The sequence below is a fragment of the Streptomyces sp. NPDC048297 genome (assembly GCF_043201585.1).
Classification (GTDB): domain Bacteria; phylum Actinomycetota; class Actinomycetes; order Streptomycetales; family Streptomycetaceae; genus Streptomyces.
Window position 1 is genome coordinate 25,757 of the sequence record NZ_JBICZA010000053.1, and the last position, 15,699, is coordinate 41,455.

13 protein-coding genes and 2 pseudogenes are annotated in these 15,699 nt (G+C 68.9%); 6 read left to right on the forward strand and 9 right to left on the reverse strand.

Features of this window, described 5'->3' with window-relative positions; all coding sequences use genetic code 11:
* Positions 1-20 precede the first annotated feature (20 nt).
* Positions 21-716: an alpha/beta hydrolase gene (locus ACGFYV_RS35220; RefSeq protein ID WP_393882615.1), complete on the forward strand. Its 696-nt coding sequence runs from the start codon at positions 21-23 to the stop codon at positions 714-716.
* Positions 717-761: 45 nt separating this feature from the next.
* On the opposite strand, the gene ACGFYV_RS35225 is transcribed toward ACGFYV_RS35220, so the two are convergent.
* Positions 762-1,628 carry an LLM class flavin-dependent oxidoreductase gene (locus ACGFYV_RS35225; RefSeq protein ID WP_393882616.1) on the reverse strand — a complete coding sequence of 289 codons (867 nt, stop codon included), beginning with the start codon at positions 1,626-1,628 and terminating at the stop codon, positions 762-764.
* Positions 1,629-1,878: 250 nt separating this feature from the next.
* On the opposite strand from ACGFYV_RS35225, the gene ACGFYV_RS35230 reads away from it, so the two are divergent.
* On the forward strand, positions 1,879-2,397 hold the full coding sequence (locus ACGFYV_RS35230) for a hypothetical protein (protein WP_393882617.1): 519 nt from the start codon (positions 1,879-1,881) through the stop codon (positions 2,395-2,397).
* Positions 2,398-2,566: 169 nt separating this feature from the next.
* Here ACGFYV_RS35230 and ACGFYV_RS35235 read toward each other — a convergent pair whose 3' ends face one another.
* The gene (locus ACGFYV_RS35235) at positions 2,567-3,334 is read right to left on the reverse strand and encodes an NPP1 family protein (RefSeq protein WP_393882618.1); all 768 of its coding nucleotides are present in this window, start codon (positions 3,332-3,334) and stop codon (positions 2,567-2,569) included.
* Positions 3,334-3,543 carry a hypothetical protein gene (locus ACGFYV_RS35240; protein WP_393882619.1) on the reverse strand — a complete coding sequence of 70 codons (210 nt, stop codon included), beginning with the start codon at positions 3,541-3,543 and terminating at the stop codon, positions 3,334-3,336. Before ACGFYV_RS35240 ends, ACGFYV_RS35235 begins: the two co-directional genes overlap by 1 nt.
* Before the next feature lie 224 nt (positions 3,544-3,767).
* Here ACGFYV_RS35240 and ACGFYV_RS35245 point away from each other — a divergent pair, with 224 nt between their 5' ends.
* Positions 3,768-4,745: a phosphotransferase family protein gene (locus tag ACGFYV_RS35245; protein WP_393882627.1), complete on the forward strand. Its 978-nt coding sequence runs from the start codon at positions 3,768-3,770 to the stop codon at positions 4,743-4,745.
* 115 nt (positions 4,746-4,860) lie between these two features.
* On the forward strand, positions 4,861-5,298 hold the full coding sequence (locus ACGFYV_RS35250) for a glutaredoxin domain-containing protein (protein ID WP_393882628.1): 438 nt from the start codon (positions 4,861-4,863) through the stop codon (positions 5,296-5,298).
* 93 nt (positions 5,299-5,391) lie between these two features.
* Here the strand turns inward: ACGFYV_RS35250 and ACGFYV_RS35255 are convergent, their stop codons facing one another.
* A complete protein-coding gene (locus ACGFYV_RS35255) occupies positions 5,392-6,156 on the reverse strand; it encodes a YqjF family protein (protein WP_393882620.1) in 765 nt (254 codons plus the stop codon).
* 272 nt (positions 6,157-6,428) lie between these two features.
* On the opposite strand from ACGFYV_RS35255, the gene ACGFYV_RS35260 reads away from it, so the two are divergent.
* The gene (locus tag ACGFYV_RS35260) at positions 6,429-7,001 is read left to right on the forward strand and encodes a dihydrofolate reductase family protein (RefSeq protein WP_393882621.1); all 573 of its coding nucleotides are present in this window, start codon (positions 6,429-6,431) and stop codon (positions 6,999-7,001) included.
* Between the two features lie 109 nt (positions 7,002-7,110).
* Here ACGFYV_RS35260 and ACGFYV_RS35265 read toward each other — a convergent pair whose 3' ends face one another.
* Both ACGFYV_RS35265 and ACGFYV_RS35270 read right to left on the reverse strand, forming a co-directional pair.
* Positions 7,111-7,611 carry a transglycosylase SLT domain-containing protein gene (locus ACGFYV_RS35265; protein WP_393882622.1) on the reverse strand — a complete coding sequence of 167 codons (501 nt, stop codon included), beginning with the start codon at positions 7,609-7,611 and terminating at the stop codon, positions 7,111-7,113.
* A gap of 353 nt (positions 7,612-7,964) precedes the next feature.
* Positions 7,965-8,519: a YciI family protein gene (locus ACGFYV_RS35270; protein WP_393882623.1), complete on the reverse strand. Its 555-nt coding sequence runs from the start codon at positions 8,517-8,519 to the stop codon at positions 7,965-7,967.
* A gap of 555 nt (positions 8,520-9,074) precedes the next feature.
* Between ACGFYV_RS35270 and ACGFYV_RS35275 the strand changes: the two genes are divergently transcribed.
* The gene (locus ACGFYV_RS35275; protein ID WP_393882629.1) at positions 9,075-10,769 is read left to right on the forward strand and encodes an ATP-binding cassette domain-containing protein; all 1,695 of its coding nucleotides are present in this window, start codon (positions 9,075-9,077) and stop codon (positions 10,767-10,769) included.
* Positions 10,770-11,084: 315 nt separating this feature from the next.
* On the opposite strand, the gene ACGFYV_RS35280 is transcribed toward ACGFYV_RS35275, so the two are convergent.
* The 3 genes and pseudogenes from ACGFYV_RS35280 to ACGFYV_RS35290 form a co-directional block, all read right to left on the reverse strand.
* Positions 11,085-11,522, reverse strand: a complete 438-nt coding sequence (locus ACGFYV_RS35280; protein WP_393882624.1) for a hypothetical protein — start codon at positions 11,520-11,522, stop codon at positions 11,085-11,087.
* Positions 11,504-15,601 (reverse strand): annotated as a pseudogene (locus tag ACGFYV_RS35285) (RHS repeat-associated core domain-containing protein); the annotation flags it as partial. The pseudogene ACGFYV_RS35285 and the gene ACGFYV_RS35280, both read right to left, overlap by 19 nt.
* Position 15,602: 1 nt before the next feature.
* A pseudogene (locus ACGFYV_RS35290) lies at positions 15,603-15,699 on the reverse strand (IS5/IS1182 family transposase); the annotation flags it as partial.

Sequence of the window (15,699 nt, forward strand, 5' to 3'; positions counted from 1 at the left end):
TCCGGCGCCAGGATGATCGTATGCAGCCGATCTTCGTTCTCGTGCACAGCCCGTCCGTAGGCCCCTCCACCTGGCGCCCCGTGGCCGAACGACTGACGGCCGCGGGACACCAGGTGCGGGTGCCGTCCCTGCTGGACGTGGGTGAGGGCGCCCCGCCGTTCTGGCCCCGCGCCGTCAGCGCCGTCCGCGACGACCTCCGGCACGTACCGGCCGACAGACCCGTCACGTTGGTGGTGCACAGCAACGCGGGGTTGTTCCTCCCGGCGATCCGCTCGGGCCTCGACCACCTGGTGACCGGCTCGATCTTCGTCGACGCCGCGCTGCCGGCCCGGACCGGGCCGACCCCCGTCGCACCGCCCGAACTGCTGGAGTTCCTGCGCCCGTTGGCTGTGAACGGCAGGCTGCCGCGCTGGACCGACTGGTGGGACGAGGAGGACGTCGCCCCCATGTTCTCGGATCCGGCGATGCGGAAGACGGTCGTCGAGGAACAGCCCACCCTGCCCCTCTCCTACTACGAGCAGCACATCCCCGTACCCGACGGCTGGGACGACCACCCCTGCTCCTATCTGCTGTTCGGCCCTCCGTACGACGACCTCGCCGCCGAGGCCGGCGCACGTGGCTGGCGCGTGGCCCACCTGCCCGGCGCACACCTCCACCAGATCGCCGACCCCGCCGGCACGGCCCGACACCTCGTCGAGCTGGCCACGACCACCTGATCGACTTCCACGGGCCCGACGCGAACGACGCGTGCGCCGGCCGGATCACCGGACCACCGGCGGTCCCGCCTCGACGCGGCGCAGCACCGGAGCCAGGCGATCAAGGTCGGGGCCGGTCTGGACCTGACGTTCGTCCCACCAGGTGGCGCCCGCGTCGCGCAGCGGGCCGACGACGTCCAGGGCCCCGGCCGCGTCCGGGGGCGTGGCACCGCCGAGCACGAACTCGAAGGGGCGGTCGGCGTCGGACGTACGGTGCTCGCGTACGTAGGCGACCAACTCCCGTACCTCCGCGGCGTCCGGCGCATGCCCATGCCGTGCCGACTCGAAGAGCGGTACCGCGCCCTCCCACCGTGCCGCCCGGCGCATGGGTGGACGGCGCGGCCAGAACCCGCCGATCCACACCGGCGGCCGTGGCCGCTGCACGGTGGCGGGCAGCAGCGTCACGTCGTGGACCTCGTAGTGCGGGCCGTGGTGGTTCACCGGCTCACCGGACCAGAATCGGGCCAGCAGCTCCAGGCCCTCGTCCAGCCGGTCCGCGAGTTCCCGTGGTGCGGCGGTGTCGCCGAAGCTGCGGTACTCGTCCTCGACGGGACCGCCCAGGCCCGCGGCGAAGATCACCCGGCCGCCGCTGAGCCGGTCCAACGTGGCGACCTGGCGGGCGAGTTGCTGCGGGCGGTACCGGGGCACCGGCGTCAGCAGGGTGCCCAGCCGGATCCGGGACGTCGCCAGCGCGGCCGCGGTCAGCAGCATCCAGGGGTCCCCGAAGGGGCGGCCCTGATGGGATCGGTGCAGCACGTGGTCCCAGACGAAGAGCCCGTCCCAGCCCGCCTGTTCGGCGGCGGTTGCCACGGTTGCGACGTTGCGCGGGTCGGCGAAGTCGCCGAAGTTCGGGATGTTGACGGAGAAGCGCATTCCGGCATGATGCGGAGCCGGCCGCGTGGGGGCAATCGGTTTCGGGGCCGGATGTGACCACGGTCCGGCGTGCGCCGGCGCGCGTGCGCGCCCCGCCCTGTGCCTGCGCGTCGACCCGCCACCACGCCACTTGCACTAAGTTCATGAATCCACTTGCACTATGTGCAAGCGTTGAGCTACCTTCTTCTTGTACTTAGTTCAAGCGCTCCGGTGACAGACCGGGCGGCGCACATCTGAAGGGGAAACGACCATGAACGCATTCATCGCCGCCATGCAGCTGTCCGTCGCCGGTGCCTTCGTGAGCATCCCGGTCGTCAGGGCCCGCTTCGGCGCCACCGCGACCGCCGCCGCCCACGCCGAACTGCGCCGTCAGGGCGTGCGGACCACCGTCCTGGAGGAGAACGGGATGCGGTTCGACGCGGGGGGCCACGAGACCTGGGCGCCCGCCTCCATCGCCACCGTCCTGGCCGCGACCGCCGCCCTCAACCTCGCGGGCAGCTCGTGGACCGGGGTCCTGAACTGGATCATCCTGGGCCTGGTCCTGGCCATCAACTGCGTGATCCTGTGGAGCAACCTGACCGCGGTCGGCTCCGTCCAGGCGGCGTTCGCCCGCAAGGGGGACCCGGAGCTGGCCCGCGTCGACGTCGCGGCTCTGCTCAAGGCCGCCGAATCCGGCTTCCCGCGCTGGGTCTGGGTCCTGCAGAACGCCCGCCACGTCATCGTCTTCGGGGCGGCCGGCCTCGCCCTCGCCGCAACCGCCCTCGTCTGAACGGCCGAGGCTCATGAACGGCCCAGGCCGATGAACGGCCCAGGCCCAGGCCCCGAGTCAGGCCCCGAGTCAGGCCCGAGCCGGGGCCACCCCGACCGCGACACCGACCTGAACCTGACGCGCGCCCCACCTCGGACGACCTCCGGTGGGGCGCGCGGCGGGCTGAACGTCAGGCGTTGGGGTCGAAGGGGATGCCCGAGGGCATGGAGTGCGCCAGGCCGTAGGAGAAGTCGGAGTCCCTGATCTTGATGGTGGCCGCGCCGAAGTCGGCGCTCATCAACTTGTCGCGGAACCCGGCGGGGTAGCCGTTCCAGCCCACGAGACGGGGGAAGAACCAGCCGCCGGTCACGTTCTCCGGAGGCTCGTCGTTGGTGTTGGCGAAGCGGAAGTCGTGGGTGGAGACGCCGTCCTTGTGGTAGACGATCTTGGGGTGGGTGCCGTCGAAGCGGACCGAGGAGCGGGGAGCCACCTGGTAGCCGGAATGCTGGGACACCGAGACGTACTGGACCTCGTTGTTGCTGATCCAGACGACGACGTGCTCCCAGTCATGGGTGTGGCCGATGGCCGCCGGACCGAGAGTGGCCTGGTCCTTCTCGAAGTAGCTGGCGTACATCACCGCGCACCAGCCGTTGTTGCACTTCTCGCGCGAGTAGGTGTTGGCGTTGGCGAGCTGGGCGTAGTCGTGGCAGTGCCCGTTGACATCGCCCCCGAGCTTCAGGCCGGGGTTGATGGTGCCGTCGGCGCCGATCGCCGCGGTGGCGTAGCAGCCGTCGCCGTCGTAGTCGTAGGCGGGGGAGAAGGTCTGTTCCAGACCGTCGGCGTTCTGGGGCAGCAGGGTGAGGACGTCGGCGTGGGCACTCGCCGGGACCGCCACGACGAGCGTCATCGCGCCGAGTGCACCGAGGAGGACCTTGGTCAGGGACTTCGACTTGCGCATTACCTCTCCTTGTCGAGCGGCCGGCGCCGGCAGGTCAGGTCGTCGCCATCCGGGGCGAGGCGCTTGACGACGTGCACCGGGCCGCCGCTCTCATGACCCGCGTCGGCGAGGAAGGCGATCCTGCTCGGAAACAACTGGTCGAACTGCGCCTCGGGCACCACGCATGCGGACGTGGTGCGGGCGCCGGCCGCGGGCAGGGGTCTGGCCATGTGGGGGGTGGCCTTTCGGTGGGGGCGCGCGATGCGTTGCCCGAGCCGAGAAACTAGAGGTGCAGACCAATCCCGTCAAGGAGTGAAGTAAGCCATGAGGGAAGGGGGTTGAGGGCGTGCCGTGTGTGCGCGCCGGGCGCTGTGCCCCCGAACGGCCCTCTCCTGGCGTAGGGTGCGCGGGTTGTCGTGGCGGAGAGGTGGTTGGGAACGTGGCACCCGGCATAGTGACGAGGGAGCAGTGGGCGGGTGCGGCGCGGGCCGCGCTGGGCGGCGGGCGCCGGTTGGAGACCGTCGAGCGGGTGGCGGGCGGCAGCAAGAAGGGTGTGTACCGCCTGGTCATGGACGACGCGACGACGGCGATCGCCTACCTGTGGGACGACACCGAGAACTACTGGCCGGCGGCCGACGGCGACGACGACCTCACCGACCCGTTCTCGCCCGGTCTCGGCCTCGGCCTGTTCGAAGCCGCGCACGCACGACTGCACGCGCTCGGCGTCCGCGTCCCGGACATCCGTCTCGTCGACCGCGACGGCACCCACTGCCCGGCCGACCTCGCCGTCGTAGAGGACCTCCCGGGCGAGAACCTGCAGACCCTGCTCAGCCGGGACCCGCAGGCCGCAACTCCCGTGCTGGGCAGGCTCGGGGAGGCGCTGGACGCGATGCGGCGTCACCGGGCACCGGCGTACGGCAAGGTGGCCGTCGTCGACGGAGGAGGAACCTCGCGCGGGACGTCGTGCGAGGGCGTCGTCCTCGACCGAGCGCTGTGGGACCTCGCCGAGGCGGCCTCGCGCGACCCGCGGATCGCGGCAGCCCGTGACCGCCTGGAGGAACGGCTGCTGGAACTGGCGGCGGCGGTACGGCCACGCGCGCAGTACGCGGTCGTACACGGCGAACTGGGCCCCGACCACGTGCTCGTGGACACGCACGGGAACCCCGTGGTGATCGACATCGAGGGCACGACGTACTTCGACGTCGAGTGGGAACACGTCTTCCTCCGCATCCGCCTCGACACCGCCTACCAGGCACTGGAGACGGACGGACTGGACGAGAACCGTCTCGCCCTGTACACGCTGGCACAACGGCTCTCCCTGACGGCGGGTCCGCTGCGCCTGCTCGACGGCGACTTCCCCGACCGTGCCCTCATGGCGGGCATCGCCGAGCACAACCTGAAGCAGGCCCTGGAACTCCTCCACGCCACATGACCACTCGCCGGACACTCCGCCGACACTCCGGGCCCACGGGGCCAACGCATAACGGCCTTCGCACGCCGAGCACTTCGGCTCGTCGAATCGCCGATCGGTAACCTGGGGCACCATGATGACGCGCGCGTGGTTCCTGCCGGTGGTGTTGGTGCTCTGTGGCGCGGTTTTCGCGACGGCGCTGATCGTGGGGGGAAGCCCCGGCGCGGCCGCAGTGGGCGCGCTGGCGTTCGTGGTGCTCGCGGGCGTGAACTCGCCGCTGATCTTCCCGAGTTCGATCGGCGCGCAGGAGGCACAACGTCGTAGTGCGGCCGACGGCCGGCCGATCGTCTACTGGCGGCCGGGCTGCACGTACTGCCAGCGACTGCGCCTCCGGCTGGGGCGCCACGCCGAGCAGGCGTACTGGGTCGACATCTGGCGTGACCCCGAGGGAGCTGCGGCGGTGCGAGTGGTCAACAACGGCAACGAGACCGTGCCGACCGTCTTCATAGGCGGCGAGCCGCACGTCAACCCCGATCCGTCATGGGTGCGCAAGCAGTTGTCCGCCTCAGCGTGACCGGGAGCGGTACGCATCCCTTCCGGCTGTTCGACGCGAGGCGGAGTCGGCGAGGAAGGTGGGGTGCGACCGTTTCGTCAACTGGGTGAGACCTCAGGGGGTCGGCAGGCCGCCTGGGCGCAAGGGCGCGCCGAAGCGGACCGGCACGCCGGGGGAGTACAGCACACTCACCGGCGGCCCGACCGGCGCCGGCAGCCCGGCCGCGACCACCAACTCGTCTTCGCAGTGCAGGAGTTCCGCGCGGTGCAGTGGCCAGCGCGGGTGGACGTTGGGCAGGTACAACGGGCGCCCGAAGAAGGTGTTGTGCATGCCCCAGCGGGCGGTCAGGAAGTGTTCGAGGGCGGTCGGCTCCTCGATCCGCTCACCGATACGGACCGCGAGCCGGCAGCGCAGCCCACGCGGCCCCGGCCAGCGCCGACTGCTGGTGTAGCCGATGGTGTCCCCGTCCCGCCGGATCCCCATCCTGGCCCACATGTAGGGCAGCCGGAACGCTCCGCGACCGATGGCCACCGGCAACAGCCGCGAGGCCTCCAACGAGCGGAACACGACACCGCGCCGGCCGTGCCGGTCCACCGAGTAGAGCCGCACGTTGGTCTCCGGGAACGTGCCGAGGTACGGAATCCCCGGCACCCTGAACCAGCCGACCCGGTACATGCGGAAGGCCACCAGCCCGATGTAGGTGAGCCCGTCGTGCGTGTCCGGCACGGTCCCGTCCGGCAGCAACGGCGCCACGTCCGTGGGGTCGGCGGCCCAGTGCAGGAACGACAGGTCCAGCCATGACTGGGTGAGCAGTGTCTCCGGCACCTCGCGCACCGCATCGGGTGTTATCGGCTCCGCCGGGGCGGGGGTGAGTGACATCGCGTCGAAGTCCCTTCAGCCGGGCGTCCGGAGCAGTCGTGGACACTTCACCAGCTGTCCCCGGCGCTTCACAACCCGTTGCTTTCCCCCAGCCGACGACTTTGCTTTTCTTGACAAATAATTTTGTCGGAGGGATCCTGGGGCGGTGCCGCCGCACGGGAACTGTCCGCGAGACACCAAGACACCACGACACCAAGTCGCCAAGTCGCCGAGACGGCACGACACCCAGTGGCGCCAAGACGCCCAGCCATCGAGACTTCGAGGAATCCGCCATGCGAACCCTGATCAGCACCGCCTTCATCTCCCTCGACGGCGTCATGGAGGCCCCGGGCGGCGAACCCGGCTACCGGAACTCCGGATGGACCTTCAAGGACATCGAGTTCGTGCCCGAGGCCTTCGAGATCAAGGGGCGGGAGCAGCAGGGCGCCACCGCGGTCCTGATGGGCCGGGCCAGCTATGAGGCGTTCAGCCCGGTCTGGCCGGACATGGAGGAGTTCGCGCGGTACAACGCGATGCCGAAGTACGTCGTCTCCACCACCCTCACCGAGGGCGATCTGGTCACCAACTGGGGCGAGACCGCGATCCTGCGCTCACTCGACGAGGTCGCCGCCCTCAAGGAGACCGAGGGTGGTCCGATCATCGTCCACGGCAGCGCCCGCCTGAACCACGACCTCTCGGACGCCGGCCTGATCGACCGCTACCACCTGCTCGTCTTCCCGCTGCTGCTCGGCGCCGGCAAGCGGCTGTTCAGTGCCACGGACAAGGACACCCAGAAGCTGAAGCTGGTCGCGCACGACGTCTACACCAACGGCCTGCAGAAGCAGATCTTCGACGTCGTCCGCTGACGATCTGCGGGGTGCGGGCATGCCGGCCACCGGCAGCCGATCCGTCGGCCGATCACGGTCTTCATGCGCTTGCCCGGAGTGGCGGTCCCCCCGCTCTCCGTACGCCTGATCAGTAGGCGGAGTTGACGTTGTCGATCGAACCGTAGCGGTGGGCCGCGTAGTTGGCCGCCGCGGTGATGTTGGCGACCGGGTCGGTGATGCTGTGGGAGGTGCCCTCGACGTGGTAGGCGTTGAAGGTCGGCTGGATGACCTGGAGCAGGCCCTTGGAGGGGATGCCGTTCCGGGCGTTGATGTCCCAGTTGTTCTGGGCGTTGGGGTTGCCGCTGGACTCGCGCATGATGTTGCGCTTGAGGCCGTCGTAGCTGCCCGGGATCTTCTTGGACTTCATGATGTCGAGGGACTGCTTGATCCAGCCGTCGAGGTTGTTGGCGTAGCCGTGGGCCTTGACGAGGTCGCGGCTCTCGCTCGTGACCGCCGTGGTCTTGGCGTGGACGGGCTCGGCGGCCTGCGCGGCGGTGGGCATCAGGGTGAGGGCGGCGGTGGCGGCGCCGGTGGTGGCGATGCCGGTGAGGGCGAGGGTGCGCAGGCGGGAGAAGCGGGTGCGGGTCATGGGTGTACTCCAGTGTGGGTCGTCGTCTTCGGCGCCGGCCGCGGTGCGGTGGCGTGTGGGCGGGGCCCGCGCTGGAGTCCGATGCGGTGGGGCCGTGTGGTCCGGCCCGGTTGCGTCGGTGGCTCCCAGCGACGTCAGCCATGTTGAGCAGCCGACGGGGCGCGGCGCAATGATGTGACGTACTACCCGACTACGGAGCAATGCCCGTTATGTGCCGTTCTGAGGTGTTTCTGTGCTGTTCGGAGCGGTCTGGTTCTACGATGCGAGGTAGGACGTGACCTGCGTCCTGTGCGCGGGCTCACGCGTTCCGGGCCCCGAGAGCCCCTGTGGATCTACGGAACGCCGGCAGCGCGTCATGATCGTCCGCCGAACCGCCAGGGGTGGACCTCGATCTCGGCGTAGCGGTCCGCTGTCAGGAGGGCACGTGCCGTGTCGGGGTCGGACGCCCTGACCAGGGTCGCCGTACCCAGCCAGGTCGCGCCGTCGTCGGAGAGGAGGGGGCCGTAGGCGATGAGTCCGTCCCGGTCCGCCGGTACGGCGAGGTCGGCGGCCGGTCCATGGCCCTTGCCGAGGCCGAGGACCAGGTGGCGCGGGCCCTCGGTCGGTCCGCCGGGGAAGTCCCACATGGTGCGGCCCAGCAGGTTGCGCCACCGGCGCAGCAGCACGTCCCGGTACACGCCCGCCTGGTAGCCGGGCTCGTCGAAGGCGAACGCGCGGGCGGCGGCGGGATCGGGCAGATCGACGATGTGGACACTGCCGGTGGGCTTCTCGCCGTCGGCGGCGAGGGTCGGGCCGCGGGCGATCATCTCCTTCTCGTACCGGTCCATGTACGACCAGTGCGCTTCCAGCAACTCCATACGAAGCGCAAGGGAGTCCTGCCGATCACGGTGGTAGCAGAGGAATTCCATGCCGGCAGTCTTCCGGGTTCGTGGGTATCGGCACAGCGGTTATCCGGCGGGATCGATCTCGCGGACCGGCAGTGGGGAGAAGGAGCCCTCCGCTGACCCCGATCCACCCCGACCCGATCCCGATCCGCCCGGATCCAGATCCTGATCCAGATCCATCCAGATCCGGATCCCGATCCCGAGGTGAAACCTCATACGTCACAGGCGTCTCAACGGTCGGCGTTTCGGCCAACTCATGGCGCCCGAGGAGGGCCCTGTCACGGCGCACACGCGTTCGACCCCTTGTGCTGCATGGGCTCCAAGGCGTCCGGAATCGAGTGCGTTCGAATCTCGTGGCACGTCGTTATGCCGTGCACCGCCGAGCCATCCAGGTGCGGCACCGAATCCCGAGGAGGGATCCAGGTGACTGTGACTGACGCCTCGAACACGGACGCGCACGCGCACGCGCACGCGACCGCGAACGCGCACGCGGAGACGCCACCACCACCGCCCCCGGCCACCATCAGCTTCGAGGGGAAGTTCGGGAAGACCCCCCTGGCAGACGCCGGTTTCGGGGCCATGTGCCGACGGCTTCCCTCCGTACTCGGGCACACCGCGCGGATGGCGTGGGGCGTCGACAGGACCGGCGACGTCGTCCTGCTCGTCTGCCAGCTGCTCACCGGTGCCGCGGCAGCCGTCGTCCTCGCGTTCACCGCTCAGGCGATGACCCACATCCTCTCCACCGGCGCCGTCTCCGAACGCCTGCACGCCGCACTGCCCGCGCTGATCGTCGTGACGACGGCTGCGGGCGTCGGCCGTGTCAGTGGCGCCCTGTCCTCGTACGCCGACGGCCGGATCACCCCTCTGCTGACGACAGAGGCGGACATCGCCCTCGTCGCCGCCGTGTGCCGAGTGGAGTCCTCCGCGTACGGCGAGGACGGATTCGCCGACCGGCAGGAGGCCGCCGAGGTCGGAGTCACCCGGACGCCGCTGATGGTGCAGGACGCCCAGCGGTTCATGTCCGCCCTGATCCGTATGCTCGCCGCGAGCGGCGTCATCACGGCGCTGCACCCCCTGATGCTCCCGCTCCTCCTGCTGGCCGTGATCCCGGCAGGTGTCGGGGCCGTGCTGTCCGCCCGCGTCGACTACGAGACCCACTATCTGAACGTCGGCGACCGCAACGTCCGCTCCATGATGCGCTCTTGGGCCACCTACTCCCGCTACGGCGACGAGGTCCGCGCCAACGGGATGACGGACTACCTGATCTACTGGTACCGGGCCCTGTCGGAGCGCATCGACCAGCGCATGCTCACCGCGGCCCCCCGCATGCTGCGCATCGTCGTGGCCACCAGTGCCCTGGGCGGGATCTTCCTGCTGTGTACCTGGGCCACCCTGGCGTGGCTGGCCGTGTCCGGCCGGATCGCCCTGCCTGTCGCGGCCACCGCCGTGGTCGCCGTACAGACCACACTGGGCGCGCTGTCCCAGTTCGTCATCCACGGTGCCGCGATGTTCCACACCTCGCTCTATCTGGCGGACATGCGGTCCTTCCTGGAGATGGCGAGTGAACGCGCGCCGAAACGAGGGGAGTCGGTCATCCCCGAGCGCGTGGACGAGATCCGCCTCGACGAGGTCGCGTACCGGTACCCCGGCAAGGAGGAGCCGGCCGTCGCCGGGGTGTCGCTCACGCTCCGGCGCGGCGAGATCGTGGCCGTCGTCGGCGAGAACGGCTCGGGCAAGTCGACCCTGACCAAGCTCATCACCGGCATCCTGCTCGCCGACGAGGGACGGGTCCTGTGGGACGGCGTCGACCTCGCGGACGCCGACCCCGACGCCGTGTGGAAGCGCACCGCGCTCGTCCCGCAGAACTTCGCGTGCTGGCCGGTGCGCGCCCGCGAGAACATCACTCTCGGCCGGCCCAGGACGTACGACGACGGGCCGGTGTGGGACGTCGTCGACGCCGTCGGCATGCGTGAGGCGATCGAGAAGCTCCCCAAGCAGCTGGACACCCTCCTCGCCAGAGAACTGTGGGGCGGCGCGGAACTGTCCGGAGGACAGTGGCAGCGACTCGTGTGCGGCCGCGCACTGTACCGGCGGACACCGCTCCTGATCCTGGACGAGCCGACCTCGCAGATGGACGCCCGTGGGGAGCACGCCATTTTCCTCCAGATCAAGCGCATCGCCGCCGAACGCATGACGATCGTCGTCACCCACCAACTCGAGAACACGAACTCTCCGGGGGTTCGGAGCGTAGCGGTGACGGGACGTTCCGGTTGATGCAGCTCAGCCCCGGCTCGCCTGAGCCTACTCGTTGCAACAGGTGTGGTGCTATCGCTGGATCAGGTGATCACGTGGCTGTCGGAGGTGTGCCCGTTTCATTTCCTGGCCGCACCGTAGGCGTATCTCCGGGGGCGGAGAATATTCATGGGCTCCCGCACACCAACCCTGTGACCATCATGATCAGGGTCCACGAGCCAACCAGCTCCTGGGCCCTATGCCTTGTCACCTGATATCGGGTGGGGCCATTCCGGGGCCATGATGCCAGGAGACCGTCGACGGCCCGCCAAGAAATATGGCGGGCCGTCAACGGCGTCAAATCTGATCCTCTGGCCTTCTTGCTTTTCTCCGGGTCCGCACTGTTTCTACGCGGGACTTTACGGAGTTGATGTACTGCAGTAGATCGTCACCGAACCCGGGTTCCTCTTCATCGGTCCAGAGCGAAAAGAAGCTCCGAACGTCTCGCTGAAGTGCTTCCGGTTCGGGTGCTCCTGACACCCGGACCATCGTATCAGCATCCCTCGTACCCCAACTGCCGTTTTTCTCTTGTGCGAAGAGCTGCAGAGGGCGAGCCAGCGCATCATATCCGGCCACGATGTCATCGAGGAAATCCGGCTCGACGGCCAGTTGTAGGTCCGGCAAGGATCCGCACACGGTCAGCCAATGATCGTCGTCGATCAGAACGATCGGAAAGGAGACCGCGTTGTCCGCTTGCCCTTGCTCGTTGTTCGTGGTTACCACCTTCCCTGCCACGGCCTGTGATTTCCGATGTTTCCGTTTCCACGACGGTGGTAGTGGACGAACTTCCAGCGCGACATTCCCGGAATGCGGTGACTGTGAATGCGGAAGTTGTTGCTGTATCTTCCGGCGCGGTTCCACCAGAAATTGCTGCCGCGTGCGGATGCCTTCTTGGTGAAGCTTACTCCGAAGCGCCTTGCGCCACGCCAGGCGAAGTGTATGCCTTCATGGCCGGCGCCCCGGGTAAAGCCGCCCCATCCGATACCGCTGAGGGCTCCGACGGTCGTTGCCCTGGCGAATCCACCCCATCTCCAGCTTCGCCGTCCCGCGTGCGACGCAGCGTAGGCACCGGCGCCTGCTGCCGCGCCCACAGCGATACCGCAGACGACCGAGGCGCCGCATGCGATTGCGCCGGCGATGCCGGCTCCGATAGCGGTGTATTTCAGTGCCCGACGCCACCAGCTCTTGCCGTCGAGGTCGTAGTTGTTGACGGGATCGCCGTTGCAGTACTCGTAGGCGTTTGCCGAGCCTCCGGGGACCGGGTCGACGGACAGGAAGCGTCCGGTGGTCGGGTCGTAGAGGCGTATCCCCATGAGGGTGGCGCCGGTGACCGTCTCGCTGGACCGTTGCTTGCCGCCGAGCCAGCCGTAGCGGGTGGTGGAGGTGTCGCCCTCCGCGTTGCCGTACTCGTCGTAGGCGAGCGCGGTGACAGCCTGGGAGGTGTCCAGCGGCAGTCGGACTGTCACATCACCATGGATGTCGGTCAGCTGCAGGACGGTGTCGCCGGACGCGCTGGTGATCGCGTCCAGGTCTCCGCTGCTGCCCTGGACATTGCGTGTGATGGTGGAGCTGGTCTCCTGGATCCAGTCGGGGCTGTCACCATCGGAGCCGTAGTGGTTGGTCTTGGATCCGGTCTGGGTCCAGGTGCTGTCTGTTCCCTGGGACTCGGTGGTCCAGGAGGCCAGGCGGCCGGCCGCGTCCAGCGACCAGGTCTGGCGCTTGCTGTCCTTGGTCTGCTGGCGGACGAGGTCGTTGGCGTAGTAGCCGATGGTGGCGCCGGACGCCTGGGTGGTGGTGCGGCCGAAGGCGTCGTAGACCGTTCCGGAGGTGACCAGGCGGTCGGCGCTGTCGTAGGAGTACGACGTGGTGGTGGCGCCGGTGGAGGTGCAGGCCGCGCCGACGTCGCTGGTCGAGGTGGCCAGGGCAGTGCGGTTGGTGTTGTTGTCGAAGGTGTAGTCGCGGCGGGTGCAGGCGCCGTCCGGGTCGGTGTCGTCCGCCCGGGTGAGGCGTCCGGCCGCGTCGTAGGTGTAGTTGCGGCTGCGGGTCTGGCCGGCGGTGTTGGTGTCGTCAACGACCTGGCCTTGGACGCTTTCGTCCGTGGTGTCGGAGGCGACGACAGTGTTGTCGCTGTCCTGGGTGTAGACCCGGGAGGTCTCGGCGCCGGTCTCGTCCTGGCCGATGGTCAGGGTGTAGCCGCCCGGCAGCGATTCGGTGGCGAGTTCACCCTCCGCGTCGTAGGTCGCGGCGAAGGTGCCGGCGACCGAGTCGGTGCGCGAGGTCTCCAGCCCCCGCGGGTCCTTGGACGTGTCGTAGGTGTAGGTGGTGGTCGACGGGGCGGAGTCGGTGGTCTTCACCGGCCGGCCGAGCGCGTCGTACTGCGTGGCGGCGGTGTTGCCCGCGCCGTCGCTGTAGGAGATCTCCCGTCCGAGCTGGTCATAGGTGTGGGTGATGGTCTGTCCGTTGGAGGTGACCGTGGCCACGTCGCCGCTGTCGGTGTCGTAGGTGGTGGTGGTGTCTGGCACGGCCGTGCCCACCCCACCGCTCACCGAGGTGGTCTGGACGCGGCCCGCGCCGTCGTGGGTGTTGATGGCGGTGCGGGTGACCGAGTTCGCGGTCTCCGTGGTCTTGGCGGCGTTGCCCCAGCGGTCGTATTCGACGGTCTTGGTGGGCAGTTCGGTGGGGTTGGAGCCGCCGAGCGTGATGGCGCCGGCCGGGCCGGTGGAGCAGACGAAGTCGGCCCACTCGGGCTTTCCGTTACAGGCACCGCTGCCGGTGGCCGAGTAGTACGTGGTGACCGTGGCTCCGGCGTCCGAGCCGGACGACTTCGGCAGGGTGGTCTTGGTGACCCGGCCCTGAGAGTCGTACGACGTGGTGGTCTTCAGCGCCAGGCCGGACGGGTCGGTGATGGTGGCCGTGGGCAGGCCCTTGACCCAGTCATACTGCGTACTCGTGGTTCGTACGTCGGTATCGGAGGGGTAGCCGTTGGCCCACGCCCCGACCTTGGTGGTGGTTATCTGGTTGGCGACGGTGGCGGTGCCGTCGGTGGGGCGGTTCTCGTCGTAGGTGTTGACGGTGTGCTGGCGGACCGGCCATGAGGTTCCGGCGGGCACGTCGGTTCCACCGGATCCTGCGGCGAGGGTGGAGGTGAGGGTGGCCAGGTGCAGCGGGCCCTTCTGGTCCAGCGTCCGCAGGCCGTCGCTGGAGTACACCGAGCGGGTGGACAGCAACTCTGCCCGGTCGGCGCTGCTCATCTGGTCGATGCTCAGTGCGACCTGCTCGGCCAGCCTGTCACCGCTGGTGGCCAGAGCCAACTCGCGGTTGGAGGCGGTCAGCTCGCGGATGGTGTTGCCGAAGCGGTCGTACTCGGTCATGTCGACATGACCACCTGGCGTGGCCGTGTTCACCGCGCGGCCGGAGGCGTCGCTGTAGGTGATCGTCGCCCGCTTGTAGTCAGAGGCGGCCAGGTCGCTGCCGGTGTTGGACGACGGCACGGCGTCGGCTGGGAAGACGGCCGTCGCGTCGGTCGACACGTCCGTCTGGCCCCAGGCTCCGACGTCCGAGGTACCCATCGCGTTGGGCGCCTTGGAGCCGGTCAGCGGCACGTCATAGACCACGCTCGTGGTGGCTGTCGTGCCGTCGGTCTCGCTCTTGCTGCCCGCCTTCAGGTTCGGCCGGGAAGCCGACAGCAGCATCCCCGAACCGGCGGTGGCCGCGTTGCCGGCCGTGCCGTAGGTGAATGTCCATGGCAGTTCGCCGGCCGGGGTCAGTGTGACGACCCGGCCTGCCGAGTCGTAGGTGTAGGTCGTCTTCAGCGCGGGGCTGATCCTGGGGTCCCAGTCCTCACGCAGCCGGCCGGAGTCGTCGTAGGAGTACTGGGCGACCACCGTGGCGGTCGCCGCCGAGGCACCCGGGTCGGTGGCCCACTCCTTGATCTGCTTGACCTGCCCGCTGTAGTCGCCCAGCGCGGTGGAGGTGGCGGTAGTGGAGGTGGCGTAGACAAACTCCATAACCCGGCAGCCCTTCGTCGACGGCGTGGTCTCACACGTCGAGGACGACACCGCCGAGGTGGGGGCGATGATGTACTTCGGGCGGGCCAGGGTGCTGCTGCCGGAGGTGACCTTCTCTGAGACCACCTTGGTGGTGGAGTTGTCGGTCGCCAAGTAGGTGCTGGCCACCTGCCAGGTCGTCGCCGCCGAGTCCACCTTCGCAAACGTGGTGGTCGTGCCCTGGTCGTCCTTGAGTGTAAACGATCCGGTCAGCGAACCGGTCAGGGTCAGGTACTCCGAGCCGGGCTCGGACTTCCAGCCCCCCGCAGAGGTGGCGGTGAACCCGGTCTCGTCGCCGTCCGCGTCGACCAGGGCCACCGAGGTCGCGGAGGTCGAGGTCCCGGAGGTCTTACGGATGTAGGCCCAGTCGGAGTCAGTGATCTCGGCAGTGGTCCCGGAGGTCCACTGCGGGCCGAAGATCGCCACCTGGCCTTCGGCATCCGAACCCGCACTTGGGCGGCGGGAGGAGGCGGTCCGCGACACGGACAGGTCGAAGCCGGAGGCGTCCGTGTCGGACAGGGTGAAGTCGCCGGTCAGAGCGTTGACAGAACCGGGGCCGACATCTGCGCTGGGGGCGGTGCCGGCGTTGCGGTCCAAGGTGATCGTGTGGGCCGACGAGTAGGCAGTCGTCGTACCGTCCGTGAAGGCCGCCCGGATGTCGAGCAAACCGTCCTCGGACAGGGAGTCGGTGACGTTCCACGTCAAGGCCGCCGGGACACCACTGGTGACGGCGACAGGCCAGGACGAGATCGCCGAGCCGTCGGAGGACTTAGAATGAGGTTCGTAGGCGGCGGAGGCATATGAGACTGCAGGCCAGTTCGAGCAGGCCCTGGTGGAGATCGGCGCGTCGTTCGTAGCGGGTGCGG